Origin of the sequence: Pseudomonas sp. YH-1, from assembly GCF_051990045.1 — a bacterium.
In the GTDB taxonomy this organism is placed as follows: Bacteria; Pseudomonadota; Gammaproteobacteria; order Pseudomonadales; family Pseudomonadaceae; genus Pseudomonas; species Pseudomonas nicosulfuronedens.
On the sequence record NZ_CP178184.1, the window covers coordinates 3852268 to 3877095 of the forward strand.

Annotated in this window: 22 protein-coding genes; 13 read left to right on the forward strand and 9 right to left on the reverse strand. The window is 66.6% G+C overall.

Annotated features, from left to right (window positions below):
* The first annotated feature begins 8 nt into the window (after window positions 1–8).
* Window positions 9–2252, forward strand: coding sequence for a molybdopterin cofactor-binding domain-containing protein (locus tag ACKI1H_RS17845; protein ID WP_440465794.1), 2244 nt, complete (start codon window positions 9–11; stop codon window positions 2250–2252).
* A gap of 71 nt (window positions 2253–2323) precedes the next feature.
* On the opposite strand, the gene ptrC is transcribed toward ACKI1H_RS17845, so the two are convergent.
* Window positions 2324–2521 carry a type III secretion system co-regulatory protein PtrC gene (gene ptrC, locus ACKI1H_RS17850; RefSeq protein ID WP_138522983.1) on the reverse strand — a complete coding sequence of 66 codons (198 nt, stop codon included), beginning with the start codon at window positions 2519–2521 and terminating at the stop codon, window positions 2324–2326.
* Between the two features lie 206 nt (window positions 2522–2727).
* On the opposite strand from ptrC, the gene ACKI1H_RS17855 reads away from it, so the two are divergent.
* A complete protein-coding gene (locus tag ACKI1H_RS17855; RefSeq protein ID WP_024762270.1) occupies window positions 2728–3063 on the forward strand; it encodes a ribonuclease E inhibitor RraB in 336 nt (111 codons plus the stop codon).
* Between the two features lie 279 nt (window positions 3064–3342).
* Here ACKI1H_RS17855 and ACKI1H_RS17860 read toward each other — a convergent pair whose 3' ends face one another.
* The 4 genes from ACKI1H_RS17860 to ACKI1H_RS17875 all read right to left on the reverse strand — a co-directional run bounded on the left by ACKI1H_RS17860 (window position 3343) and on the right by ACKI1H_RS17875 (window position 8269).
* Entirely contained in the window at window positions 3343–4002 is a 660-nt protein-coding gene (locus ACKI1H_RS17860; protein ID WP_440465795.1) for a DsbA family oxidoreductase, read from the reverse strand.
* Between the two features lie 169 nt (window positions 4003–4171).
* On the reverse strand, window positions 4172–6580 hold the full coding sequence (locus ACKI1H_RS17865) for a TonB-dependent siderophore receptor (RefSeq protein ID WP_440465796.1): 2409 nt from the start codon (window positions 6578–6580) through the stop codon (window positions 4172–4174).
* A gap of 250 nt (window positions 6581–6830) precedes the next feature.
* Entirely contained in the window at window positions 6831–7766 is a 936-nt protein-coding gene (locus tag ACKI1H_RS17870; RefSeq protein ID WP_440465797.1) for a FecR domain-containing protein, read from the reverse strand.
* Window positions 7766–8269: a sigma-70 family RNA polymerase sigma factor gene (locus ACKI1H_RS17875; RefSeq protein ID WP_440465798.1), complete on the reverse strand. Its 504-nt coding sequence runs from the start codon at window positions 8267–8269 to the stop codon at window positions 7766–7768. Before ACKI1H_RS17875 ends, ACKI1H_RS17870 begins: the two co-directional genes overlap by 1 nt.
* A 257-nt stretch (window positions 8270–8526) precedes the next feature.
* On the opposite strand from ACKI1H_RS17875, the gene fusA reads away from it, so the two are divergent.
* On the forward strand, window positions 8527–10635 hold the full coding sequence (gene fusA, locus ACKI1H_RS17880) for an elongation factor G (protein WP_440465799.1): 2109 nt from the start codon (window positions 8527–8529) through the stop codon (window positions 10633–10635).
* A gap of 203 nt (window positions 10636–10838) precedes the next feature.
* Here fusA and ACKI1H_RS17885 read toward each other — a convergent pair whose 3' ends face one another.
* Both ACKI1H_RS17885 and ACKI1H_RS17890 read right to left on the reverse strand, forming a co-directional pair.
* Window positions 10839–11333 (reverse strand): BRO-N domain-containing protein, encoded by a 495-nt coding sequence (locus ACKI1H_RS17885; RefSeq protein ID WP_440465800.1) that lies wholly within the window; start codon window positions 11331–11333, stop codon window positions 10839–10841.
* 479 nt (window positions 11334–11812) lie between these two features.
* Entirely contained in the window at window positions 11813–13294 is a 1482-nt protein-coding gene (locus ACKI1H_RS17890; protein ID WP_440468884.1) for an ATP-binding protein, read from the reverse strand.
* A 212-nt stretch (window positions 13295–13506) separates the two neighbouring features.
* Here ACKI1H_RS17890 and ACKI1H_RS17895 point away from each other — a divergent pair, with 212 nt between their 5' ends.
* The 10 genes from ACKI1H_RS17895 (at window position 13507) to ACKI1H_RS17940 (ending at window position 21922) form a co-directional block, all read left to right on the forward strand.
* Window positions 13507–14658 carry an acyl-CoA dehydrogenase family protein gene (locus ACKI1H_RS17895; RefSeq protein WP_138522995.1) on the forward strand — a complete coding sequence of 384 codons (1152 nt, stop codon included), beginning with the start codon at window positions 13507–13509 and terminating at the stop codon, window positions 14656–14658.
* A 31-nt stretch (window positions 14659–14689) separates the two neighbouring features.
* On the forward strand, window positions 14690–15061 hold the full coding sequence (locus ACKI1H_RS17900; RefSeq protein WP_017516776.1) for a hypothetical protein: 372 nt from the start codon (window positions 14690–14692) through the stop codon (window positions 15059–15061).
* Between the two features lie 3 nt (window positions 15062–15064).
* Window positions 15065–15565: a nuclear transport factor 2 family protein gene (locus tag ACKI1H_RS17905; RefSeq protein WP_425049020.1), complete on the forward strand. Its 501-nt coding sequence runs from the start codon at window positions 15065–15067 to the stop codon at window positions 15563–15565.
* Window positions 15562–16713, forward strand: a complete 1152-nt coding sequence (locus tag ACKI1H_RS17910) for an amidase (RefSeq protein ID WP_138522997.1) — start codon at window positions 15562–15564, stop codon at window positions 16711–16713. Before ACKI1H_RS17905 ends, ACKI1H_RS17910 begins: the two co-directional genes overlap by 4 nt.
* Window positions 16714–16723: 10 nt before the next feature.
* Complete coding sequence (locus ACKI1H_RS17915; protein ID WP_440465801.1) at window positions 16724–18007, forward strand: aromatic ring-hydroxylating oxygenase subunit alpha; 1284 nt, start codon at window positions 16724–16726, stop codon at window positions 18005–18007.
* On the forward strand, window positions 18004–18501 hold the full coding sequence (locus tag ACKI1H_RS17920) for an aromatic-ring-hydroxylating dioxygenase subunit beta (protein WP_440465802.1): 498 nt from the start codon (window positions 18004–18006) through the stop codon (window positions 18499–18501). The genes ACKI1H_RS17915 and ACKI1H_RS17920 overlap by 4 nt, the downstream gene beginning before the upstream one ends.
* A gap of 10 nt (window positions 18502–18511) precedes the next feature.
* Window positions 18512–19252, forward strand: a complete 741-nt coding sequence (locus ACKI1H_RS17925; protein WP_440465803.1) for an SDR family NAD(P)-dependent oxidoreductase — start codon at window positions 18512–18514, stop codon at window positions 19250–19252.
* Between the two features lie 328 nt (window positions 19253–19580).
* Complete coding sequence (locus ACKI1H_RS17930) at window positions 19581–20531, forward strand: PDR/VanB family oxidoreductase (RefSeq protein WP_440465804.1); 951 nt, start codon at window positions 19581–19583, stop codon at window positions 20529–20531.
* Window positions 20532–20849: 318 nt separating this feature from the next.
* Window positions 20850–21554 carry a ferric reductase-like transmembrane domain-containing protein gene (locus tag ACKI1H_RS17935; RefSeq protein WP_440465805.1) on the forward strand — a complete coding sequence of 235 codons (705 nt, stop codon included), beginning with the start codon at window positions 20850–20852 and terminating at the stop codon, window positions 21552–21554.
* On the forward strand, window positions 21551–21922 hold the full coding sequence (locus ACKI1H_RS17940) for a cytochrome c3 family protein (RefSeq protein ID WP_440465806.1): 372 nt from the start codon (window positions 21551–21553) through the stop codon (window positions 21920–21922). The genes ACKI1H_RS17935 and ACKI1H_RS17940 overlap by 4 nt, the downstream gene beginning before the upstream one ends.
* A 256-nt stretch (window positions 21923–22178) precedes the next feature.
* Here the strand turns inward: ACKI1H_RS17940 and ACKI1H_RS17945 are convergent, their stop codons facing one another.
* Both ACKI1H_RS17945 and ACKI1H_RS17950 read right to left on the reverse strand, forming a co-directional pair.
* Window positions 22179–22964, reverse strand: coding sequence for a carbon-nitrogen hydrolase family protein (locus ACKI1H_RS17945; protein WP_440465807.1), 786 nt, complete (start codon window positions 22962–22964; stop codon window positions 22179–22181).
* A gap of 87 nt (window positions 22965–23051) precedes the next feature.
* Window positions 23052–24734, reverse strand: a complete 1683-nt coding sequence (locus ACKI1H_RS17950; RefSeq protein WP_440465808.1) for a flavin monoamine oxidase family protein — start codon at window positions 24732–24734, stop codon at window positions 23052–23054.
* Window positions 24735–24828: the final 94 nt, after the last annotated feature.

A 24828-nucleotide genomic window follows, 5' to 3' on the forward strand; every position in this document is an offset into this window, starting at 1 on the left:
CCGACACCATGCTCGAACCCCGTATCGACCCGCAGCCGGCCGAGCCCGGCAGCATCCTCAACGTCAGCCGCCGCAGCTTCCTGCGCGGCGCCGGCGGCCTGGCCCTGGGCATCTATTTCGCGCCGCTGCTGGGCAAGCTGGGTGATGCCCAGGCGGCTGTTGATTTCGAACCTAACGCCTTCGTCCGTATTGCCCCGGACGGCACCGTTACCGTGATCGCCAAGCACGTGGAAATGGGCCAGGGCAGCTACACCGGCCTGGCTACCCTGGTGGCCGAGGAACTGGACGCCGACTGGAGCCACGTGCAGGTCGAAGGCGCACCGGCGGACGCCAAGCGCTACGCCAACCTGGCCTTCGGCAACCTGCAGGGCACCGGCGGCAGCAATGCCATGGCCAACTCCTTCGAACAGATGCGCAAGGCCGGCGCCAGCGCCCGAGCCATGCTGGTCGGCGCGGCGGCGGAGCAGTGGAAGGTGCCCGCCGAGCAGATCCAGGTACAGAACGGCGTGGTCAGCCATGGTCCCTCCGGACACAAGGCGAGCTTCGGCGAGTTGGCCGAGGCAGCGGCGAAGCAGCCGGTGCCGGCAGATGTGAAACTGAAGGAGCCGAAGGACTTCAAGCTGATCGGCCAGGTACAACTGCCGCGCAAGGACAGCCCCTCGAAGACCGACGGCACCGCGCAGTTCACCCAGGACGTGCACCTGCCGGACATGCTGGTGGCGGTGGTCGCCCACCCTCCGCGCTTCGGCGGCGTGCCGGCGAAGGTCGACGCAAGCAAGGCCAAGGCCGTACCCGGCGTGGTGGAGGTCGTGCAGTTCCCCGGCAGCGAACGGCGTTTCGCCGGGGTTGCGGTGCTGGCAAAGAACACCTGGGCGGCGCGCCAGGGCCGTGATGCCCTGCAGGTCGAATGGGACGAGAGCAAGGCGTTCAAGATGGGCAGCAAGGAAATCTTCGCCCAGTACCGTGACATGGCCAGCAAGCCGGGCCTGGTGGCGCGCAACGATGGCGATGTGGCCAAGGCGCTGGAGAAACCGGCGCACCTGATCGAGGCCGAGTACCAGTTCCCTTATCTCGCCCATGCCGCGATGGAGCCGCTGAACTGCGTGGTCTTCCTCAAGGAAGATGGCTGCCAGATCTGGAACGGCGAGCAGTGGCAGACCGGCGACCAGATGTCAGTGGCGCAATTGCTGGGCCTGCAGCCCGAGCAGGTAAGCATCACCCAGCTGTACGCCGGCGGCAGCTTCGGCCGCCGCGCCAACCCGCACTCGGACTACGTGCTGGAGGCCGCAGCGATTGCCCAGGCCGCCCGCGCACAGGGCGTGAAGGTACCGATCAAGATGGTCTGGACCCGCGAGGACGACACCCGTGGCGGCTATTACCGTCCAGCCTTCCTGCACCGCGCGCGGCTGGCGGTGGACGCCCAGGGCAACCTGGTGGGTTGGGAGCAGCGGCTGGTGGGGCAATCCTTCATTGTCGGCACGCCGTTCGAGAAGTTCATGGTCAAGGACGGCGTCGACAAGATCGCCGTGGAGGGCGCCGCCGATCTGCCCTACGCCGTACCCAACCTGCGTGTCGAGCAGGCGCTGGCGGAGAACGTGACGGTACCGACCCAGTGGTGGCGCTCGGTGGGCCACACCCACACGGCGTTCTCCACCGAGACCCTGATCGACGAAGCGGCCATCGCCGCCAAGCAAGACCCGTACGAGTTCCGCCGCAAGCTGCTGGAGAAACACCCGCGGCATCGCGGCGCGCTGGAACTGGTGGCGCAGCGGGCGAACTGGCTGGCGCCGCTGGAAAAGGGCAAGGACGGCGAACAGCGCGGCCGCGGCATCGCCGTGCACGAGTCGTTCGGCAGCTTCGTCGCCCAGGTGGTGGAGGTGACCTACAAGGCGGACAAGAGCTTCAAGGTCGACCGCGTAGTCTGCGCGGTGGATTGCGGCCTGGCGATCAACCCCGACGTGATCAAGGCGCAGATGGAAGGGGGCATCGGCTTCGCCCTGTCGGCGGCGTTGCACAGCGCCATCACCCTGACCGACGGCAAGGTCGACCAGTCCAACTTCCACGACTTCCAGGTTCTGCGCATCAACGAGATGCCGGTGGTGGAGGTGCATATCGTGCCGTCGGCCGAACCGCCGACCGGCGTCGGCGAGCCGGGCGTGCCGCCCCTGGCGCCCGCGCTGGCCAATGCGCTGTTCGCGGCGACCGGCAAGCGCATCCGCACCTTGCCGATCGGCAATCAGTTGCAGGCCTGAGGCCCGCCCGTGATAGCAAATGCCCCGCATGAGCGGGGCATTTGCCGTTCAGGGTCTAAGCTTTCCTGAGATCAGGCGACCAGGGCCTGCTGTTCGTGCGCCTCGCAGATCAGCTCGCGCAGTACCCGGCGTTCTTCGGGCAGTGTGGTGGCGCTGTGCAGGGCAAGTCCGCCTTCCTCGTCGGTGACGGCGACCTGGGTCTCGAAGTGCAATTGCACCTCGTCCAGGGTGATGTAGGTGATGCGGTACGCCTCGTCGGTGCTGTGCATGGTCGCAGGCTCGATGTGGGAGGGCGCAGGCCCGATGGACGCATCGTCGCGCTAAGCCGGCGAGGGCGGAAGTGAAACGCCGTGATGGTGAACATCACGAAAGACGATGGTGCCGGCGAAGTTTTCCGGCATCTGTCATGCAGGACGGGTATCCTGCGCGGGCGTGCCCACACCGGGCACTTTGTAAATCGAATTGGAGCAGTGACATGAGCCGCGACAAGCAGCTTTTCCCGGAAGACGAAATCGGCGATGCCCTGTGGGCCCTGCAGGAAGACGGCGAAGACCTCTCCCTCGAGCATGAGGTGGAGTTCGCGGTGATCTTCCCGGACGAGCAGTCCGCCCTGGACTTCGCCATCATGCTGCTGCAGAACGGGCAGAAAGTGGCGTACTCCGAGTACGACGGCAACGACAAGCTGCCTTGGCAGGTCCTGGCCTACCCGGTGATGGAGCTCTCCCACGAGCACATCAGCGGCTACGCGGCGCTGCTGTCCGAGCACTCCGCTGACCTGGGTGGTCAGATGGACGGCTGGTCGGCGCTCTGATCGACCGATGCTGCATGGAAACGGCGCCTTCGGGCGCCGTTTTTCTTTGTTATGCGCCCTACGGCTGAAAGTCCGCGCCGGAGTTTCCCTCTCCCTAACCCTCTCCCTGAAGGGAGAGGGGACCGTCCGGAGCAGGATGAAGCCGCAGCGTCAGCCAGCACGGGCAGCTCCCTCTCCCTTCAGGGAGAGGGCGGGGGGAGAGGGTTGACCCTGAATGACAATCTCCCCTGGAAAAATCGAGGCCCACGCGAAGCATGCCTTTTCAGCAAGGCGGACAAGTCACTCCGGCAACGGCGCATGGCGCGCCACCTGGCGCAGCGCCTGCTCGTAGTAGTCGGTGCTCTGCGCCCCGGAGATCAACTGTCGGCCGTTGAGGATCACCGCCGGCACCGCGCGGATGCCATGGCTGGTATAGAAATCCTCCTCGGCCACTACCTCGTCGCCATAGGCGTCGCTGTCGAGAATCTCCCGCGCGCGCACGGCGTCCAGGCCAACGCTGATGGCCACTTCCAGCAGTACTTCCGGGTCGCTCGGGTCGCGCCCTTCGCCAAAGTAGGCGTGTAGCAGCGCCTGCTTGAGCGCCACGTCGCGGTGCGATTCCGCCGCCCAGTGCAGCAGGCGATGAGCATCGAAGGTGTTGTAGATACGGCTGCGCTTCTTCAGGTCGAAGTGCACGCCGACTTCCTCACCCATGGAACGCAGGTGCTCCTGGTTGCGGGCGATGTCCTCGGCGCTGCTGCCGTACTTGCGCTGCAGGTGCTCCACCAGGTCTTCCCCTTCGGCGGGCATGTCGGCATTGAGCTCGAAGGGCTTGATGCGCAGCTCCACGGTCAGTTCGCCGTCTACCCGGCGGATGGCTTCCAGCAGGCCGTTGAGGCCGATGGCACACCAGGGGCAGACCACGTCGGAGACGAAATCGATGGTGATGGCGTCGCTCATGGGGCGAACTCCGGCAAATGGGCGAGCAACTAGCATGGACCCGGATGGGTGTTCCGATCCAGTCACGAGACGGCCGGGAGTGTTGCGGCATGCTTGCCGGGCGCCAGCACTTCAGGGCTGAAGCGCTGGCGGCGAGGGGAGAGGGGCGACGTCCGTGTCGCGAAGAGGGTCAGAAGTCCACGGTCATCGACAGCTTCAGGGTGCGCGGGTCGCCCTGGGTCAGGTAGCCGCCGATGGTGGAGGCCCAGTAGGACTTGTTGGCGACGTTTTCCAGGTTGGCGCGCAGGGTCACGTCACGCTCGTCCACCTTGAAGGCATAGCGGGCACCGAGGTCGACGCGAGTCCAGGCCGGGATGCTCAGGTCGTTGGCAGCGTCCAGGTACTGGCCGCCGGTGCGCAGCACGCGGCCGTTGAGGGCGGCGCCCTGGAGGCCGGGAACGTCCCAGTCGGCGCCCAGGTTGTACTGGAAGGTCGGCACGCCCACGGCGCGGTTGCCGTCGGTCTTGCCGCCCGCGGTGTTCTTCAACTCGGTGTCGATCCAGGTGCCGCCGGCCAGCAGGCGCAGGCCGTCGACGGGTTCGCCGAAGACGTTCAGCTCGACGCCGCGGTTTTCCTGTTCGCCGTCGACGCTGAAGAGCTTCGAATCCGGGTCGGTGGTGCTGAACGGCTGCTCGATGCGGTAGAAGGCCAGGTTGCCGCCGTAGCTGCCGAAGTCCAGCTTGGCGCCCACTTCCACCTGCTTGGAGCGGTTCGGCGCGAAGACTTCGCCGAAGTTCGAGGCGCTGCTGGGCGCGGTCGGGCCGGCGGCCAGGCCTTCGATGCGGTTGGCGTAAAGCGACAGGTACTCGGTGGGCTTCACCACCAGGCCGTAGACCGGTGTGGTGATCGACTCGTCGTAGCTGGCGGTGCGCTTGCCGACGTAGTTCCAGCCGTCGGTACCGATGCTCTGGCGGCGCACGCCGACGGTCAGCAGCACACGGTCATCGAGGAAGCCCAGGGTGTCGGCGGCGGCCAGGCTCTTGTTCAGCGTCTTGCCGACGATGCCTGGGTCGCTGTAGTCGCCGCCGGTCAGGGTCGGCGCGGGCTTGGGCGTCTGCACTGGGTTATAGATGTCGGTGGGGTAGCGCTTGGTGATCATGGTGTAGGCGCTGCGTTGTTCGGCCCAGATGCCGGCGACGCTGAGGTTCATCTGGTGGCTGACCGGCCCGGTGGCGAAGTGGCCGTTGAGGCCGGCCATGGCGCTCTTGTTGTCCTCGTCGTGGGTGGCGTCCATCATGCCGCCGCCCGCGGTGCCATTGTTGTCGCTGAGGGTCAGGGCCGAGTAGGAGCCGTTCTCGCGGGTGTGCTTGGCGCCGCCGGAGAGATAGGCGGTCCAGTTGTCGTTCAGGTCGTACTCGGCACGGAACATGCCGAAGGTGTCTTCGAGCTGCGAATAGCTCCAGGACTGCGCGTAGTTGTCGTCGGCGTCCGGTGCGTGAGGGATGCTGGTAACACCGGTTCCGACGTAGACCACCGGGCGACCCTGGTTGATGCGTTGCTTCTGGTAGCCGAAGTCGGTCATCAGGCGCAGGCGCTCGCCACGGTAGTCGAGGTTGACGGTGGCCAGCTTGTAGCGCTGGTTCTCATCGTCGACGCCGGTCTCGCCCTCGCGCTGGGCGAGGTTGACCCGCGCACCGAAGCGGTTGTCCTCGCCGAAGCGCTGGCCCAGGTCCAGGTGCTCGCCGATCTGGTTGTCGCTGCCATAGCCCAGGGTCACGCTGCGGGTGGGGACGTCCTCGGCGCGCTTGGTCTGCAGGTTGACCGCGCCACCGATGCCGGAGCCGCTGGGTGTCACGCCGTTGATGAAGGCGTTGGGCCCCTTGAACAGCTCGACGCGCTCCAGCGATTCGGTGCCGATGATCTGCCGCGGGGTAACGCCGTACAGGCCGTTGAGCGAAACGTCGTCGGTGCTCAGCGGCAGGCCGCGGATGACGAAGATCTGCGAGAAGTTGCCGTAGCCGTTGCCCTGGCGCACCGAGGCGTCGTTGAGCAGCACGTCGCCAACGGTCTGTGCCTGGGTGTCCTGGATGGTCTTGGCGGTGTAGCTGGCGAAGCTGAAGGGCACATCCTGGATGTCCTGGTTGCCCAGCATGCCCAACTGCGCGCCACGGGCGACCTGGCCGCCGGCATAGGCGGGCGGTAGTTCGCCTCGCTGCACGGCGCCGCTGACGGTGGTGGCGTCCATTTCCAGGGCGCCGCTGTCATCCGGCGCCGCCTCCACGCCGTAGCCGCTGTTCTTGCGCACCAGGCGATAACCGCTGCCTTGCAGCAGGTGTTCCAGGCCCTGCTCGGGCGCGAAGCTGCCTTTGAGTCCCCCGCTCTGCTGCTGATTCAGCGCTTGCGCCTCGAAGGCCAGCGGCACGCCGGCCTGGGCGGCGAAACGCGCCAGCACCTCGCCCAGCGGGCCGGGGGCGATGTCGTACTGGCGCTGCTGGCTGGCGGCTTCGGCGGCCAGGGTGGGCAGCACGACGCCACCGGTCAGGGCCAGGCCGACGGCCAGGGCGAGGGAGTGCGGGCGAAGGCGGGAGCGGAGGAGCATGGAGTGTTCCTGTCGGCAAATAGAGGTTGTCTTCCTCTTCACCGGGCGAGAGCGAAAATGGTGTCAGGGGTGAGTGAATTTTTTTCAGGCGGTGTTTTGGCAGAACGAGTGAAGTGAGGCGGTTTTTGTAGGATGGGTGGAGCCTGAGCGATACCCATGCTGTCGGCGGCGGGCCCGATGGGTATCGCTCCGCTCCACGCCATCCTACGGACGTGCCCAACGCGATCGATCGCAGTGAGGCGGAATCAGCTCATGCAGGCTCCACAGTGACCCAATAGCGCGTCATCCGCCGCAGCTTCACCGGCAGCATGTCCGCCAGCAGCGCCAGCCCTGCGTCGCTGTCGCCAACAGGAATCGCCCCGGTCACGCGCAGGTCGGCCAGACGCGGATCGCAACGCAGGAAGCCGCTGCGGTAGCGGCCCAGCTCGCCCAGCAAATCGTCCAGGCGCATGCCCTGGGCCAGCAGCATGCCGTTCTCCCAGGCGCTGGCATTGGCGTCCGCCGTCTGCAGGGACTGGAATCCCTGTGTGCCGAAGACCAGCTGCTGGCCGGCGCTGACGACTTGGCTGGCGTACCCCGGCAGTTCGACGCTGACCTCCTTGTCCAGCACCGCGACCCGGCACGCATCGCCCAGATCGCGCAGGCTGAAGCGTGCGGTGGAGGTACGAAGCAGGCCGTGGCGGCTGTCGACGAGGAAGGGGCGCGGGTCGGGCAGGGCGTCGACGAGGATTTCGCCTTCGAGCAGGCTCAGGCGTCGCTCGCGGGCGTTGAAGACCACGTTCACCGCGCTGTCGGTATTCAGGGTCAGCTGGCTGCCATCAGGCAGGCGCAGGTGCTTGCGCTCACCCACAGCCGTACGCAGGTCGGCGTTCCACTCCGCCCAGGGCATCTGCCGCGCCGCCAGCCAGGCGGCCGGCGCCACGGCCATCAGCACGCCCAGGCGGTTGAGCATCTGCCGACGGCTCAGGCCCGTGCGTTGCAGGCTGTTGCGGCCCAGGCCCGGCGGCAGCTGGCGCAGGCCCAGCAGGGCTTCGGCGCGGCGCCAGGCTTCGGCGTGCTGGGCGCTGCGGGCGCGCCATTGTTCGATGGCTTGCAGGTCGGCGCTGCTGGCCGGGTGCTCATTCAGGCGCACCAGCCAGTCGGCGGCCTCGCCGAGGATGCCGGGGTCCAGCGGTTGCTCGCGCATCAGGCGACGCTCAGGCAGGCGACGAAACCGGCACGCATATAACGCTTCACGCTGGCCAACGACACGCCCAGGCGCTCGGCGATCAGCGGGTAGGTCAGGCCGTCCAGTTGCGACAGCAGGAAGGCCTCGCGGGCCAGTGCCGGCAGCTCGTTCAAAGCGGCATCGATGCGCTCCAGTGCCTCGAGGATCAGCTCGCGGGTTTCCGGGCCGGGCGCCAGCTCTTCGGGCAGCGCGGCGACGCTTTCCAGGTAGGCGCGCTCGATCTCCTGGCGCCGCCAGCGGTCCACCAGCAGGCCCTTGGCGATGTGGGTGAGGAGGGCGCGCGGGCGCTCCCCGAGATCGTCCAGCGGTCGCCGGAGCAGGCGCAGGAAGGTGTCGTGGGCCAGGTCGGCGGCATCCCAGGCGTTGCCCAGCTTGCCGCGCAGCCACTGCTGGAGCCAGCCGTTGTGCTCGTTGTAGAGGGTGTGCAGGTGCTGCGGGGAAGGGGTTTCGACGAGGGCCACGGTGCGTGCGTCAGATTTTCATTTGAGAATGCCTATCATTTTAGGGTTTTCCCATCTCTCAACGCAATGCCGCAGCGACGCAGTCGGTCGGACTGCGACATCCGCGACCGCGCGACACTGGAATTGCCACGAAGACGCGCTACCTTGAGCCTGTTGCGCTCAGAAATTTCTGACGCCGCTCTTCTCCCGCCGTCCCGCGCAGGCAACGGACCCGCAGCAGCAGGCCCGGCAGTCACCCAGCAGATACGGAGCACACCATGGCTCGCACCACGCCCATCGAGCTTTACCGCAATATCGGCATCGTCGCTCACGTCGATGCCGGCAAGACCACGACGACCGAGCGCATCCTTTTCTACACCGGTGTGAACCACAAGATGGGCGAGGTGCACGACGGAGCGGCGACCATGGACTGGATGGTGCAGGAGCAGGAGCGCGGCATCACCATCACCTCGGCGGCTACCACGGCGTTCTGGCAGGGCTCCACCAAGCAGTACGACCACAAGTTCCGCTTCAACATCATCGACACCCCCGGCCACGTGGACTTCACCATCGAGGTGGAGCGCTCGCTGCGCGTGCTCGATGGCGCGGTGGTGGTGTTCAGCGGCGCCGATGGCGTCGAGCCGCAGTCCGAAACGGTGTGGCGCCAGGCCAACAAGTACCACGTGCCGCGCCTGGCCTACGTCAACAAGATGGACCGCCAGGGCGCCGACTTCCTCCGCGTGGTCGCGCAGATCAAGCAGCGCCTGGGGCATACCCCGGTGCCGATCCAGCTGGCCATCGGCTCGGAGGAAAACTTCGCCGGGCAGATCGACCTGGTGAAGATGAAGGCCATCGTCTGGAACGATGCCGACCAGGGCACCAGCTACACCGAGGAGCCCATCCCGGCGGAGCTGCAGGCGCTGGCGGACGAGTGGCGCGCGCACATGGTCGAGGCCGCCGCCGAAGCCAACGACGACCTGATGAACAAGTACCTCGAAGGCCAGGAACTGACCGTCGAGGAAATCAAGGCCGGTCTGCGCCAGCGCACCCTGGCCAACGAGATCGTCCCGGCGGTGCTGGGTTCCTCGTTCAAGAACAAGGGCGTGCCGCTGGTGCTCGACGCGGTGATCGACTACCTGCCGGCGCCCACGGAAATCCCGGCGATCAACGGCACCGACCCGGACGACGAAGAGAAGCACCTGGAGCGCCACGCCGACGACAGCGAACCGTTCTCCGCGCTGGCCTTCAAGATCGCCACCGACCCCTTCGTCGGTACCCTGACCTTCGCCCGCGTCTATTCCGGCGTGCTGAGCAGCGGCGATGCGGTGCTCAACTCGGTGAAGATCAAGAAGGAGCGCGTCGGCCGGATGGTGCAGATGCACGCCAACCAGCGCGAGGAGATCAAGGAAGTGCGCGCCGGCGACATCGCCGCGCTGATCGGCATGAAGGACGTCACCACCGGCGACACCCTGTGCTCCATCGACAAGCCGATCATCCTCGAGCGCATGGACTTCCCCGACCCGGTGATCTCCGTGGCCGTGGAGCCCAAGACCAAGGCCGACCAGGAGAAGATGGGCATCGCCCTGTCCAAGCTGGCCCAGGAAGACCCCTCGTTCCGCGTCAAGACCGACGAGGAAACCGGGCAGACCATCATCTCCGGCATGGGCGAGCTGCACCTGGACATCATCGTCGACCGCATGCGCCGCGAGTTCAACGTCGAGGCCAACATCGGCAAGCCGCAGGTGGCCTACCGCGAGGCGATCCGCAAGAAGTGCGAGATCGAGGGCAAGTTCGTCCGCCAGTCCGGCGGCCGTGGCCAGTTCGGTCACTGCTGGATTCGCTTCGAGCCGGGCGACGAAGGCAAGGATGGGCTGGAGTTCGTCAACGAGGTGGTCGGCGGCGTGATCCCGCGCGAATTCATCCCGGCGATCCAGAAGGGCATCGAGGAACAGATGCAGAACGGCGTGCTCGCCGGTTACCCGCTGATCGGCCTGAAGGCCTCGGTGTTCGACGGTTCCTACCACGACGTCGACTCCAGCGAGATGGCGTTCAAGATCGCCGCCTCCATGGCCACCAAGCAGCTCTCGCAGAAGGGCGGCGCGGTGCTGCTGGAGCCGGTGATGAAGGTCGAGGTGGTGACGCCGGAGGACTACATGGGCGACGTGATGGGCGACCTCAACCGCCGGCGCGGGCTGATCCAGGGCATGGAAGATACGCCGGCGGGCAAGGTCATCCGCGCCGAGGTACCGCTGGGCGAGATGTTCGGCTATGCCACCGACGTGCGCTCGATGTCCCAGGGGCGGGCGAGCTATTCGATGGAGTTCACCAAGTACGCCGAGGCGCCGGCGAACATTGCCGAGGCGATCATCAAGAAGGCCCACGGCTGAGGCTCCTTCCTGAACCGACAACGGCGCCCGCGGGCGCCGTTGTCGTTGGTGGGCTCCGGCATGGCGGCTTTTCGTAGGGCGCATAACGCGCCAGCGTTATCCGTCGCGTGTCTATCGGCGGATAACCCGTTCCGGGTTATGCGCCCTACGGTGCTGAGCCAGCAACAGCACCTTCGGGCGCCGCTGTTATTCCACTGACGCGTTCAACGTTTCCAGAATCCACGCGGGCCGGTCGGCTTGTCCTCGATGCGGGTGAAGGTCGGCAGGTCGTCCAGCGGCACCCAGACCTCGCCCTGCCAGTCGAGCACGTTGACGTAGCCATCCAGCCAGACCAGGCGCATGCGCCGTGGCTGGTGCGGGTTGGTCTGGTACTGGTCGCGCAGCAGAGGGATCACCTCCTCCCGGAACCAGCGGCCGAGGGTGCGGTTCTCTGGGTGGCTGTGGCGGTACAGCGCCTTGTACAGGGCCGGCTCACTGATGACCTCGGTGGGCTCTTCGTTGCCGCTCTGGCTGAGCAGGCGGACCTCGCGGACTTCGTCCTCTTCCAGACGGCGTGCGAGCACCGTGGGGTGATGCAGGCCGATCAGGCGCGCCACGTCAGTGCCGACGAACCACGGCTGGTTGTCGATCATCATCGCCCGCAGCGGGCGGTTGTGGCGCAGGAAGGTAGTGGCGGTGAGTGCGGGTAAGACATCCATGGCGGGTACTCCGGTTCGACAGGGGAACCGCCATCCCTGGAAGGGAGGCGGACCGCGTGGGGGTGAAGAACCGGAGGCCGGCACCGGCAGGCCCGAAGGCCTCCCCACGCGATCCGCCATTGAGGCGCTGTAGTTTCCTACAGTTGCATGGGGGCCTACAAAAACGTTCGCCGTTTTCGTATGCACCTTCGGCGCAATCGCGCCGACCTTCGCACAGGTCTTCACACCCGGCCACGGGATTGACCGTGGCGGACTGGAATCTAGCGACGGCCCTTGTAAGCCCACAAGGCGGTTTGCCGGTGGGAAATTTCGAGGGGCCTGGCGGCTTTTCGTAGGGCGCATAACGCGCCAGCGTTATCCGCCGCAGGGGCGCGGCGGATAACCCGTTCCGGGTTATGCGCCCTACGGTGCCGGCCTTGCCATCGGTAGGATGGGTATCGCTGCGCTCCACCCATCCTACGAAGAGCGTCGTGCCTTGTTTACGACGGATCCGCCAACGGCAACCCGAAGCAGAACATCGCCCCGCACGGCTCGACGTTCTCCGCCCAGATATCGCCGCGGTGCCGCGAGACGATGCTCTGGCACAGCGCCAGCCCGATGCCGTTGCCGCTCACCTTCGAGGTGAAGAAGCCGTCGAACAGGCGCTCCTTGGTCCCGGCATCGATGCCGGGGCCCTGGTCGAGCACGCACAGCCGCGCGCTGTCGCCGTCGCGAGAGGTGCGGATGCGCAGCAGGCGGCGCTCCTCGGGGAGGTTGAGCATTTCCTCGATGGCGTTGAAGGCGAGGTTGAGGATCACCTGGCCGACCAGCACCTTCTCGCAGCTCACCCACAGCGGTTCGTCGCAGCGCTCCAGCTCCACCCGCACGTTGCTGGGCTGGGCCTTGAGGCTGATGAAGTAGAGCGTCTCGCCGAGCAGTTCGTTGAGGTCGATGCGCTGTTCGGCCTGCTCCAGTTTCACCACGTATTCGCGCACGCTCTTGATGATCAGCGAGGCGTGTTCGATCTGCCGCACGGCGCTGTCCAGGCCCCAGGCGGCGGAGGCTTCGGCCTTCTGTTCGCGGTCCAGGCGGATCAGTGCGCCCTCGATGAAATTGCGCGTGGCCGCCAGCGGCTGGCTGAGTTCGTGGGCAATCGCCAGGGCCATTTCGCCCATGGCGTTGTAGCGCGCCAGGTACTCCAGCTTCTGGTCGCTCTGGCGCTGCGCCTGGGCGGCGCGGACCTGCTCGGTGACGTCGCGGAACAGCAGCAGGTGGCCGACCAGGTCGTCCTCGATCTCGATGTAGCGGCAGGTCGCGTGGTGCCAGCGCCATTCGCCGTCCAGGCGTTGCAACTGATAGCTGACGGAGTACGGCTCACGGCTGGGCGGTTGCATCGCCAGGTGGTGTTCCAGGCGCGGGCGCGTGGCGCTGTCGCAGCGGCCGAGGAAGTTGTGCGCCATCCAGTCGTCCTGGCTGCCGCCCAGCAGCGGCAGGGCGGATTCGCTGAGGAAACGCAGCTTGCCGTCCGCATCCAGTACCGCCACGCCTTCGGCGAGGTCCTGCATGAAGGCCTTCAGACGGCTCTCGAAACGTTGCAGGTCGCGCTCGACCTGCTTCTCCCGGGAGATATCGCGGAACTGCACCATCAGCACGTCGCGCTCTTGAAGAGGCACGCGGGTGGCAACGGCTTCGGAGAGGATTTCCACGCCCTGCTTGGAGCGGTAGCACCACTCGATGGTGCGCTGGCCAGTGCGCGCGGCGCCTTCCAGCCAGCGCAGGCCGACCGAGCGGCGGTACTGCGGGGCCTTGGCAGTCATGTCCGGTGCCTTGAGCGGCACCAGCTCTTCGAGGGTGAAGCCGAGCACGGCCAGCGCGGCGTTGTTCGCCCAGAGGATTTCCTTGGTCTGCACGTCATGGAGGATCACGCACAGCGGCATGGCCTGGAGCAGGGCGAGGAAGTCGTCGGGCTTGGGCTGGAACATCATGCGGGACTCTTTGGGCAGTGCTGTCTTTATACCGCGCAGCGTAACGCGAAGGGACTGCGGAGTAACTCGGCACCGACTAGGGGATTTCTTTAGTCATGGGGCTGCACGCCCCAATAGTTGGGCGTGCACGGCGGTTCATACACTGGCCCCAACGACGACCGGCCCGCATCGAACGGGCCGGCCCTACAAGAACAACCGGAGATGACGCCATGTTGCGTGCCGCCCTCGCCGAACCGCTCGATGCGGACGGCCGTGCCCTCGAATTCCAGCGCGTGCTCGACGAAGTCCGCCAACGCCGCGACGAGTTCGACAGCCGCTCCCACGTTCCCCGCGACATGATCGAACGCTTCCGCGACGTGGGCATCTACCGCGCCGCGACCCCGCGCTGCTTCGGCGGCGACGCGCTGCCGCCGGCGCAGTTCCTGCGCCTGGTCGAACGCATCGCCGAAGCCGACGGCTCCGCCGGCTGGGTGGCCAGCTTCGGCAGTGCCAGCACCTACCTCACCGCGCTGCCGCGCCACACTCTCGCCGAGCTCTATGCCGATGGCCCGGACCTGGTGTTCGCCGGCGGCCTGTTCCCGATCCAGCCGGCCACGCAGGTGGAAGGCGGCTGGCGCGTCAGCGGCACCTGGAAGTTCGCCAGCGGCTGCAAGGGCGCTGATGTGCTCGGCGTTGGCATCGGTATCGGCGGTCCGGGCGGCAAGCCACGCACTGCGCTGCTGCGTGCCAGGGACGTGGAGATCGTCGAGAACTGGAACGTGGTCGGCCTCAAGGGCACTGGCAGCCACGACCTGAAGCTGGACAACGCCTTCGTCGCGGACGACTGGACCTTCATCCGTGGCGGCGAGTCGAACATCGACGAGCCGCTGTACCGCTACCCGACCATCGCCTACGCCGCCCAGGTGCTTGCCGTGGTCAACCTCGGCCTGGCCCGCGCGGCGCTGGACGAGATCACCCGCATGGCGTCTTCCAGCGGCGTGACCGGCGCGCCCAAGCTGGGTGATCGGGCCTACGTACGCATCGAGATCGGCAAGGCCGAAGCCGAATTGCAGGCCGCGCGCGGCTTCTTCTATGACGCCACCGAGAGCGTCTGGGAGTCCATCCTCGCCGGCAACGCCGTGACGCCCGAGCAGGTCAGCCAGCTGCGCCTGGCCGCCGTGCACGTATCCCGTGCCGGCGCCGATGTGGTGCGCCGCGCCTACAGCCTGGCCGGCACCACGGCGATCTACCTCAACCACCCGCTGCAGCGCTACCTGCGCGACGCCATGGTGGTGACCCAGCACGCCTTCCTGAGCGATGGCATGTACGACGGTGCCGGCGCGGTGCTGCTCGATGTGCCGCCGTTCCCCGGATACATCTGATTCGACCCCATAAGAACAAGGACCCAGAAACATGACTCGTCCGACCACCGAACCCTTGCGCGTATTGTTCTGCATCGGCATCGCCCAACCGTTCTTCGACCTGCCCACCGGTGAAGGCATCACTGTGTGGAAAGGCTTCTCGCAGATGATGAGCGACCTCGGCGCGCTGCCGGGCATGAACGTGCTCGGCGTGCTGGATGACGACCGCCTGATGGTCGGCCCGTCCACCACCTCGCCCTGGACCGTCTACATCATGGCCGACGTCGATTGCCACCAGACCGTGATCGACGCCTGCAACCTGTTCCGCACCACCCCGGTGGGCGAGTACAGCCTGTGGAAGTACGCCAAGGTCGAGGCGCGCATCGGCCGTCCGCTGACCATTCCCGAAGCCGCGCGGACCTGAGCCATGAGCAGCCTGAGCATGGCCGAGCTGAACCGCCGCCTGGAGACCCTCGAAGGGGAAAGCCAGGTGCGCCGGTTGATGGCCCGCTACATGGACCTCTGCGACGTGCCGCACGCGCCGGTGGCGATGAGCGAGCTGGCCGAACTGTTCAGCGAGGATGCGGTGTGGGAGGGCATTGGCACTTCCACCGCGCAGACCTTCGGCCATCACCAGGGCCGCGAGGCCATCGCCGCGTTCGTCTTCGGCTACCTGCCGCCGTCGCCGCACTTCACGCTGAACCTGCACTTCCTCACCAGCGAGTCGATCCGCGTCGACGGTCGCACCGCGCGCGGGCAGTGGATCATGCAGCAGCTCTCGACCTATGCCGAGGGCCACACCGAGCTGTTCGGCACGCGCCTGGACATCGACTTCCGCGAGATCGACGGGCGCTGGCAGATCAGCCACTTCCGTACCCAGCGCCTGTCGCAACGCCTGCTGGGCCAAGTCGAGGAGGGCCGCGCATGAGCACCTTCGTCAGCGAATTCATTCTCGGTAGTGGCGACAAACGCGTCGCGGTCAAGGACAGCATCGACATCGCCGGCCACCCGACCCGTTGCGGCACCCGCGCGCTGGCCGATGCCGCGCCGGCCGAGCGCAACGCCTTCGTGGTCGACGCCGTGCTGAGCGCCGGCTGGCAGATCGTCGGCAAGACCAACCTTCACGAACTGGCCTTCGGCGTCACGGGCATCAACGACTGGACCGGTACGCCGATCAATCCGATGGCGCCGGACCGCGTGCCCGGCGGCTCGTCCAGCGGTTCCGCGTCCGCCGTGGCGGCGGGCCTGGCGGACATTGCGCTGGGCACCGACACCGGTGGTTCGGTGCGCGTGCCGGCGGCTTGCTGTGGTATCGCCGGGCTGAAGCCGACCTTCGGCCGCGTCAGCCGCGACGGCGTGCACCCGGCGCAGAGCAGCCTGGATTGCGTCGGCCCGTTTGCCGCCAACATGGCCGACCTGATCGCCGCCATGCAGGTTATCTGCCCCGGTTTCGGCGACGTGCAGCTGCCGGGCGAGGGTGCCCGCGTGGCCTTCCTTGAAGTGCCGTCCGCGCCGCACATCCAGGCTTGCCTGGGTGCCGCCGCCGACCGCGCTGGCTGGCGCCGTAGCCACCTTTTCCTCGGCGAGTTCGAGGCGGCCTTCCAGGCCGGGCTGGTGGTGATCAATCACGAAAACTGGGCCGCCTACGCGGCGCTGACCGGCAAGGGCCTGATCGGCGCCGACGTCGAGCAGCGCCTGCTGCTGGCCAGCCGCACCACCGACGCCGAGCGCGCCGAGGCGGAGAAGGTGCGCGAGCACTTCACCCGCGCGATCGACGCCGCGCTGGAGGATTTCGAAGTCCTGCTGCTGCCGACCATGCCCGACCTGCCGCCGCTGCTCAGCGATGCGCGCAACGGCAAGTCGGTGGCCGGCATGACGCCTCTGGTGCGGCCTTTCAACCTCAGCGGACACCCGGCGCTGACCGTGCCGGTGGACCTGGATTGCGGCGGGCTGAAAGTCGGCCTGCAGATCGTCGGCCGCAAGGGCGACGACGAACGCGTCTGCGCCTTCGGCGCGCAACTCGAACACAGCCTGGCCGCCACGCGGCCTGCGCCAAAACATAAGAAATCGGCATGAGGAGATGGGCATGAGCGCTCACGAATACCGGCTGATCGCCCGGTCGCGCAGCGTCGAAGAGCTGGTCGGCGACGACCGCGTCGATGTTTCGCTGTACAACGACCCGCAGCTGTTCGAAGCGGAGATGGACAAGATCTTCTACCGCACCTGGGTGTGGGTCGCCCACGAAAGCGAAGTGCGCAACGCCGGTGACTTCAAGACCACCAGCGTCGGCCGCCGCCCGGTGATCGTGGTGCGCGACAAGAAGGGCAACATCAACGTCCTGGAAAACCGCTGCCGCCACCGTGGCGCCACCGTCTGCGAAAAGCACAAGGGCAACGCCACCGGTTTCACCTGCCCGTACCACAGCTGGTCGTACGCGCTGGACGGCAAGCTGCGTGCGCTGCCGTACCCGGATGGCTACGAGGACATCCTCGACAAGTCCGAGCTGCCGCTGACCAGCCTGCGCGTGGAGAGCTACGCCGGCATGGTGTTCGCCACCTACAACGACGAGATCGAGCCGCTGGAAGACTTCCTCGGCGGGGCGAAGCACTGGATGGACCTGTTCATGAAGCAGGGCGCCGGCTACCCGATCAAGACCCAGGGCGAACACAAGTTCACCTTCCGCGGCAACTGGAAGATCCAGCTGGAAAACACCACCGACGGCTACCACTTCCCCATCGTGCACAAGTCGTTCATGTCCTCGGTGGATGAAGAGACCGAGGAGATGCTCTCGTTCATGAGCGACGAGCAGGCGGTCACCCACGCCCTGGGCAACGGCCACAGCGTGATGGTGATGGTTCCCGAGCACGTCGACCTCGACCACGACGACGGCACCGAGCAGTTGCAGGAGCGCTTCGCCCACGTCACCGAGGAACTGTCGAAGACCATGCAGCCGGAACAGGTGCGTCGCATCGTTCGCTCGCTGCATGGCGCCGGCTTCAACCTCAACCTGTTCCCCAACGTGGCCATGTCGATGTCGTTCTTCCGCGTGCTGCGGCCGATCTCCGTCACCGAGACCGAGATTCGCCACGTCGCCCTGGGCATGGACGGCGGCCCGGAAATCGCCAACCGCGAGCGCATGCGCATCCACGAGCACTTCCAGGGCCCGTTCGGTTTCGGCAGCCCGGATGACGCCGAGGCCTGGGACCGTGTGCAGCGTGGCTCCTATGCCGGCGTCGACGCGCCGATCCTGGTCAATCGTGGCCTGAACCGCGAAGTGGTTGCCGAGAACGGCGACAAGGTCTCCCACGCCACCGACGAGGGCGGCATGCGCGAGGCGTACCAGATGTGGAAAAGGATGATGAGCCAATGAGCAACGACACCCTGAACGGTTTCTCCGGCCCGCTGGCCAAGGCCATCGAATTCGTCTGGCGCGAAGCCGAGCTGCTGGACCGCAAGGACTACGCGCAGTGGTCGCAGCTGTGGAGCGAAGACGGCGTCTACGTGGTGCCGATCGACGGCGAGGATGACGACTTCGCCTCGCGCCTGAACTACGTCTTCGACGACGCGCGCATGCGTGCGCTGCGTATCGAACGCCTCACCGGCGGCCATTCGCCGTCGGCGGTGGATGCGGCGAAGACCGTGCGCACCGTCTCGCGCTTTTCCCTGGTGGAAGCGGCGGGCGACCTCGTCGAGGTGAACTCGGCGCAGGTGCTCTACGCCTACAAGCGTGGCGTGGCGACGCCGTTCATTGCCGACCTGAACCACCGCATCCGCTTCGTCGACGGGCAAGCCCGCCTGGAGCGCAAGGTGATCCGCCTGATCAACGCCGAAGACGCGCTCAATGCGCTCGGCTTCCTGCTCTGAGGGCCGAGCCATGCAACGAGTAGCCCTGGTAACTGGCGCCGCACGCGGGCTCGGCGAAGTCATCGCGCGCCGCTTGCACGCTGCCGGCCTGCGCGTGGCGCTGGCCGACCTCAACGAGGAGGCGGTGCAGCGCCTGGCCGATGAACTCGACCCGGAGGGCCAAACCGCTCTTGGCTTGAAGCTGGATGCGCGCGAGAAGGCCGACTTCGAACGTGCCCGCGATGTGCTCGCCGAGCGTTGGGGCGGCACCGACATCCTGGTGAACAACGCCGGGATGTCGAAGGTAGCTGCGCTGATGGACATCAGCCCGGAGGACTTCGACGCCTCCATGGCGGTGAACCTGCGCGGCACCTTCGTCGCCTGCCAGGTGTTCGGCTCGCACTTCGCCGCGCGCGGCTTCGGCCGCATCGTCAACATCGCCTCGCTGGCCGGGCAGAACGGCGGCACCGCCACCGGCGGCCACTACGCCGCGGCCAAGGGCGGCGTGGCAACGCTGACCAAGGTGTTCGCCCGCGAGCTCTCGGCGCAGGGTGTGACCGTCAATGCGATCTCGCCAGGGCCGCTGGACTTGTCGGTGGTCTACGAAAGCGTCGCGCCCGAGCGCCTGGAGCAGATCCTCAAGACCATCCCCGCCGGCCGCCTGGGCGACCCGACCTTCATCGCCGACAGCGTGCTGCTGCTGTGTGCGGAGAATGCCGGGTCGGTCACGGGGGCCTGCTGGGATATCAATGGTGGGTTGTTCATGCGCTGAGGGTTTGGGCTGGGCGGACGGCGGATAGCGCTGCGCGTTATGCGCCCTACGCTTGGCCTGAGCTTGAGTGGGGGAACTGAAGAACCCCTCTCCCTAACCCTCTCCCGCAAGCGGGAGAGGGGACTGATCGGTGCAGGTTGAATCCTCAGCGTCAGCCGGCACGGACCACTCCCTCTCCCTTCAGGGAGAGGGAACAACCGTCCACTCCCAGATTTTCCGAGTGAGCCCCAGCTCGCTCCTTCACCCAACCGAAACACCCGTCCGCTCGTCACAAAGAGGCCGGGAAAGGGGCCACAGAGCCCGCACCCAACGCCTTGCAGGTAACGCCATGATGAAGGTCAGAATCGAAAGGATCGTCGAGGAAGCGCAGGACATCCGCTCCTTCCGCCTCGTACGTTGTGATGGCCAGCCGTTCGACGCCTACGAGCCGGGCGCCCATGTCGACGTCACCGGCCCCACCGGGGTGACTCGCCAGTACTCGCTGTGCAGCCCTCCGGATGACCGTGCCGCCTACCTGGTGGCGGTGAAGAAGGAGGGCGCTTCCCGCGGCGGCTCCGTTGCCCTGCACGAGGTGAAAGAAGGCATGGAGCTGGACATCGGCGCACCGCGCAATCTGTTCCGCCTGGCAGCGGAAGCCCGCGAGCACGTGCTGTTCGCCGCCGGCATCGGCGTCACGCCGCTGCTGAGCATGGCCTACCGTCTCAACGCCAAGGGCGAGCCCTATCGCCTGCATTATTTCGCCCGTTCCGCCGAGCACGCGGCCTTCGTCGAACTGCTGGCCAGCGAGGCCTTCGCCGGCAAGGTGGAACTGCATTACGGCGTCGAACCCGCTGACCTCGATCGCGTGCTGGGCGACTGCCTGGAACGCGCGCCGAAGCAGGCCCACGTCTACACCTGCGGCCCGGCGCCGTTCATGAACAAGGTGGTGGAGATCGCCGCGCGCAGCCGCCCGGAAGATGCCATCCACCTGGAGCACTTCCAGGCCGACCCGGCCGCCCACTCGGCACCGGCCGGCTCCTTCGAGGTGGAACTGGCCAGCTCCGGCGTGGTGCTTCACGTACCGGCGGACTCGACGCTGGTGGACGTGCTGCAGGCCCATGGCTGCGACATCGACACCGAGTGCCGCGAAGGCATCTGCGGCACCTGCATCGTCGAAGTGCTGGAAGGCGAGCCGGAGCACCGCGACAACTGCCTGTCGAACAAGGAGAAGGCCGCCAACAAGCAGATCTGCGCCTGCGTCTCGCGAGCCAAATCCGCGCGGCTGGTGCTCGACCTGTAAGCCGGACCGCTCTGCGTAGGATGGCGTGGAGCGAAGCGATACCCATCATTCTTCTGCACCAGGCAGCATGGGTATCGCTGCGCTCCACCCATCCTACGGACCCCGGCGTCCTGTAGGACCGAGGGGGACGCCTAGTCCTTGCTCGCGAACCCGCTTGACGCTGGCATATCCGGTGAGCCCGTTCGCGAGCAAGCTCGCTCCTACAAGGAAAGATCGGCGCGCGGTGGCACAGCTGGCAATTCGTCTGGCAGACAGCGACACTCGCGCGCCGTCGGCGCTTGCTAGCCTCCGACGACGAATCCCTCGTTCGGAGATCCCATGCCTGCGCTGATCGCGCGCCTGGCGCTCGGCTGCCTGCTGCCGGTCGCCGTCCTGCTCGGCCTCGGCGCCATGCCGGGGCTCGGCTATGCCTGGGATTTCGCCAATGCCGCCGGGTTGCTCGGTGGCTGCCTGCTGGGGCTGCTCTTCGTCATCGGTGGCCGCCCTCAGCCTCGCCCGCTCTATGAGGGCAAGTTCTTCCTGCGCCTGCACCGCGACCTGGGCTTTGTCGCCATCGCATTGCTGCTGGTACACATCGTCGTGCTGTTGGTCGATGAGCCCTTGCTGATAGAGGACCTGCTGCCCTCCGCGCCGGGCTACATGCTGGCCGGGTTGGCGTCGGCGGTTCTGATGCTGGTGCTGGCGATTTCCAGCCTGAATCGCGTGCGTCCGCGCTGGAGCAGCAGTGCGGCGTCGTTCCGTCGCTGGCACTACGGTGGCAGCCTGCTCGCCCTGTTGCTGATGGCCGTGCATGTGCTCGGTGCGGGTTACTACAGCGGCGGTGTCTGGAAGGGCGTGCTGCTGGTCGCGCTGATACTGGTGGTGGCCGTCTGGCCGCGCCTGCCAAAACCTGGCAACGGCATCAGCGGTCGTAAGCGAAATACCGCGCAAAGGGCCACCTGGTTCGCGCTGGCGGCCAGCATCGTGATCGTCGGGATGTCGGCGCTCTACAGCCTGTTGGCGAATGTGGAGCTGCCACTGTGAAGCGAACCTGGATCGGTCTTTGCGTCGCCGCTGGCGTGGCGCTGTCGGCGGGGGCCTGGTTTGCCCATGAGCACTGGCAGCAAGGCCGCCCGCTGATGCCGCTGGCGTTCCCCCATGAGCCGCACGCTTCGGTGAACTGCATCACCTGCCACCACGATTACAAGGACCAGTCGCCTTCGGTTTCCGGCAACCGCACCTGCATCCTCTGCCACAAGCAGAGCCCGGCGCTGGCCGTGCGCATCGAGGCGGACTTCCATCAGCTCTGCCAGAGCTGCCATCTGGAACGCTTGCAGGCTTTCCACGCCAGCGGGCCGGTGCGCAGCTGCCAGGCGTGTCACCGCAATGCAACGCAAATGCCGAACCTGTAGGAGCGGGCCATGCCCGCGATCGCGCGCATGGCGCGCTCCTACAAGGTGGCGTGCCGTGTGGTGGGCGTGATGTCGAACGAAAAAGCCCGGCGTGATGCCGGGCATTTTTCAGTTTTGTAGGATGGCGTGGAGCGCAGCGATACCCATCAGTAGTCCGTGCCCGGCAGCATGGGTATCGCAAGCTCCACCCATCCTACGTATTCCTGCGTGAGCCCGAACGTGCAGAAGTAAAAGCCCGGCGTGATGCCGGGTTTTCTCAGCTGCGATACAGCACCGGTCGCCGCAGGTGCACATAGCTGTACCCCTCGCGCGCCAGGGCGATGCGCTGCGGGTCCAGTTCGGCCACCAGCAGCTCCTCGCTGTGCTTGGCCTTGGTCAACACCTGGCCATCCGGGGCGACGATGCTGCTCAGGCCGCAGTACTCGATTTCGCCCTCGCTGCCGACATAGTTGGCGTAGGCGAGGAACACCTGGTTCTCGAAGGCGCGGGTCGGCACCAGCACCTGGGCGACGAATTCGTAGGGGCGCATGTTGGCGGTGGGCACCAGCACCAGGTCTGCGCCGGCCAGGGCGAGGGTGCGCACGGCTTCGGGGAATTCCACGTCGAAGCAGATCAGCAGGCCGACCTTCCAGCCGTCCAGCTCGAAGATCGCCGGCGGCTCGTCGGAGGCGCTGAACTGGCTGCGGTCGAGGTCGCCGTAGAGGTGCGTCTTGCGGTAGTTGGCGCGGCGCTCGCCCTGGCGGTCGATCAGCTGCACGCTGTTGAAGATGGCGTCACCGTCGCGCTCGGGGTAGCCATAGAGGATGCCGAGCTTGTGCTGGCGGGCGATCTCGGCGATGCGCAGGGCGGACGGGCCGTCGCAGCTTTCCGCCAGTTCCGCGACACGCTTGGCGCCGATGTTGTAGCCGGACAGGAACATCTCCGGCAGGACCAGCAGGTCCGCGCCGTTCTGCACCGCCTGCTGCGCGGCCTGCTCCAGACGCAGCAGGTTGCCGGCGACATCCTCGGGGCCGGGAGGGCACTGGTAGAGGGCGAGGTACATGATGGTCTCCTTGGAAAAAACGCGAGCGGGTCAGGCAGTGTGCACCTGAACCCGCTCTCATGCGAGGCGCTCTTCGTCAGCCCGGAATCAGTCCGGCAGTTCCATCGGGCCCAGTTCGGCGAAGCGGTCGCCCGGGCCGGGGTTCTGCGGATGGGTGGCGCCACCGAAGTGCTTCATGATGCCCCACACGGCGTTGAGCGAGGTCTGCACCGCGCCTTCCACCCAGGCCGGGGTCCAGGACACGTCGTCACCGGCGATGAAGATGCCGCGCTGCTCGGCGGGCATGTCCTCCTGCATGAAGTGTGCGTACATGCGCTGGTTGTAGCGGTAGTGGCCCGGCAGTGCGCCCTTGAAGGCGCCGAGGAAGTGCGGGTCGGCCTCCCAGGACACGGTGATCGGGTTGCCGATGATATGCCCGGCAATGTCGACCTTGGGGTAGACCTTCTTCAGGGCGTCCAGGGCCAGCTGCACGCGCTTCTCCACCGGGTGCGGGAGCATCTTCATGGCGTCGCTCATCCAGGAGTAGGACAGGCAGATCACCCCGGGTTTGTCGTCGCCATTGTCGAACAGGTAGGTGCCGCGGGTCAGGCGGTCGGTGAGGGTCATGCTCATTACGTCGCGGCCGGTCTGCGGGTCCTTGTCCTTCCAGAACGGCCGGTCGACCATCACGAAGGTCTTCGAGGACTGCATGTAGCGGGTGCGGTCCAGGGCCATCCACATCTTCTGCGAGAACAGCGCTTCCTCGCACTCGATCTGGGTGGTCAGCAGCCAGGTCTGGCAGGTCGCCAGGACGGCGGCGTAGTGGCGGGTATCGCCCCAGTAGTCGGTGACGGCGAAGGTGCCATCGGCAGCGCGGGCGATTTTCTTCACGCCCGGACGCGGTGCGCCGTTGTGCAGGGAGGCGAGGGACGTGCCGGCCGGCCAGTGCGCGCAGTTTTCCGGCACGTGGCTCCAGATGCCGCGCGGTACCTGCTCGACGCCACCCACGACCAGATGCTGGTGGTCGTCGCAGTTGGTCATCACCACGCGGAAGATTTCCAGCATGGAGTTGGGGAAGTCCGAGTCCCAGCCGCCGGTGCCGAAGCCGACCTGGCCGAAGATTTCGCGGTGGCGGTAGGACAGGCGCGAGAAGGCATTGGAGGTGGCGACGAAGTCATAGAAGGTGCGGTCGTCCCACTTGGGCACCAGCTCGTCCCACAGGGCCTTGAGCTTGACCGTGTCGCGCTCGCGGATGGCGTCCTGGATTTCGGAGAAGCGCGCGCCGTCTTCCAGCGCGTCGGCCCAGGCCTGGGCGACTTCGCGGAAGATTTCCGGCAGATCGGCCATCTTCTCGGCGTAGTGGCTGGTGCCTTCCAGGTCGACCACGGTGCTGCCCGAGGCCGGGGTCAGTGGGTTGGGGAAGGGCCTGGTTTCCAGGCCGAGCTTGTCGACGTAGTGGTAGAAGGCGGTGCTGGATACCGGGAAGCGCATGCCACCCAGCTCGGCGATGATGCCGTCGGCGCCCTGGAAGGTTTCCGAACGCAGCCGGCCGCCCATCTTCGACGCCTCGTAGACCACCGGCTTGAGGCCCATCTTCATCAGCTCGTAGGCTGCCACCAGGCCGGAAATGCCAGCGCCGACGATGGCCACTTCCTGGCCGTGCTTCTCGGCGGGGATGCTGCCCAGGCCGGCGGGGTGCTCGATCCAGTCGTCGAAGGCGAAGGGGAAGTCCGGGCCGAAGATGGTTACCGGTTTCTTGCCGGGGGTGTGGGGGTGGCGGTTCTTGTGCATGGAAGGCTCCCTTCAATCTTGTTCGACTTATGCGGCTCGCCGGCTTGTATCACCAGCTTGGCAAGGCTTTGCGCGGCCCGCAGAGGCCAGTCGA

Coding starts and splice junctions, on each gene's coding strand:
- ACKI1H_RS17845 (WP_440465794.1), top strand. CDS start 9: ATGCTCGAACCCCGTATCGACCCGCAGCCGGCCGAGCCCGGCAGCATC.
- ptrC (WP_138522983.1), bottom strand. CDS start 2,521: ATGCACAGCACCGACGAGGCGTACCGCATCACCTACATCACCCTGGAC.
- ACKI1H_RS17855 (WP_024762270.1), top strand. CDS start 2,728: ATGAGCCGCGACAAGCAGCTTTTCCCGGAAGACGAAATCGGCGATGCC.
- ACKI1H_RS17860 (WP_440465795.1), bottom strand. CDS start 4,002: ATGAGCGACGCCATCACCATCGATTTCGTCTCCGACGTGGTCTGCCCC.
- ACKI1H_RS17865 (WP_440465796.1), bottom strand. CDS start 6,580: ATGCTCCTCCGCTCCCGCCTTCGCCCGCACTCCCTCGCCCTGGCCGTC.
- ACKI1H_RS17870 (WP_440465797.1), bottom strand. CDS start 7,766: ATGCGCGAGCAACCGCTGGACCCCGGCATCCTCGGCGAGGCCGCCGAC.
- fusA (WP_440465799.1), top strand. CDS start 8,527: ATGGCTCGCACCACGCCCATCGAGCTTTACCGCAATATCGGCATCGTC.
- ACKI1H_RS17885 (WP_440465800.1), bottom strand. CDS start 11,333: ATGGATGTCTTACCCGCACTCACCGCCACTACCTTCCTGCGCCACAAC.
- ACKI1H_RS17890 (WP_440468884.1), bottom strand. CDS start 13,294: ATGTTCCAGCCCAAGCCCGACGACTTCCTCGCCCTGCTCCAGGCCATG.
- ACKI1H_RS17895 (WP_138522995.1), top strand. CDS start 13,507: ATGTTGCGTGCCGCCCTCGCCGAACCGCTCGATGCGGACGGCCGTGCC.
- ACKI1H_RS17900 (WP_017516776.1), top strand. CDS start 14,690: ATGACTCGTCCGACCACCGAACCCTTGCGCGTATTGTTCTGCATCGGC.
- ACKI1H_RS17905 (WP_425049020.1), top strand. CDS start 15,065: ATGAGCAGCCTGAGCATGGCCGAGCTGAACCGCCGCCTGGAGACCCTC.
- ACKI1H_RS17910 (WP_138522997.1), top strand. CDS start 15,562: ATGAGCACCTTCGTCAGCGAATTCATTCTCGGTAGTGGCGACAAACGC.
- ACKI1H_RS17915 (WP_440465801.1), top strand. CDS start 16,724: ATGAGCGCTCACGAATACCGGCTGATCGCCCGGTCGCGCAGCGTCGAA.
- ACKI1H_RS17920 (WP_440465802.1), top strand. CDS start 18,004: ATGAGCAACGACACCCTGAACGGTTTCTCCGGCCCGCTGGCCAAGGCC.
- ACKI1H_RS17925 (WP_440465803.1), top strand. CDS start 18,512: ATGCAACGAGTAGCCCTGGTAACTGGCGCCGCACGCGGGCTCGGCGAA.
- ACKI1H_RS17930 (WP_440465804.1), top strand. CDS start 19,581: ATGATGAAGGTCAGAATCGAAAGGATCGTCGAGGAAGCGCAGGACATC.
- ACKI1H_RS17935 (WP_440465805.1), top strand. CDS start 20,850: ATGCCTGCGCTGATCGCGCGCCTGGCGCTCGGCTGCCTGCTGCCGGTC.
- ACKI1H_RS17945 (WP_440465807.1), bottom strand. CDS start 22,964: ATGTACCTCGCCCTCTACCAGTGCCCTCCCGGCCCCGAGGATGTCGCC.
- ACKI1H_RS17950 (WP_440465808.1), bottom strand. CDS start 24,734: ATGCACAAGAACCGCCACCCCCACACCCCCGGCAAGAAACCGGTAACC.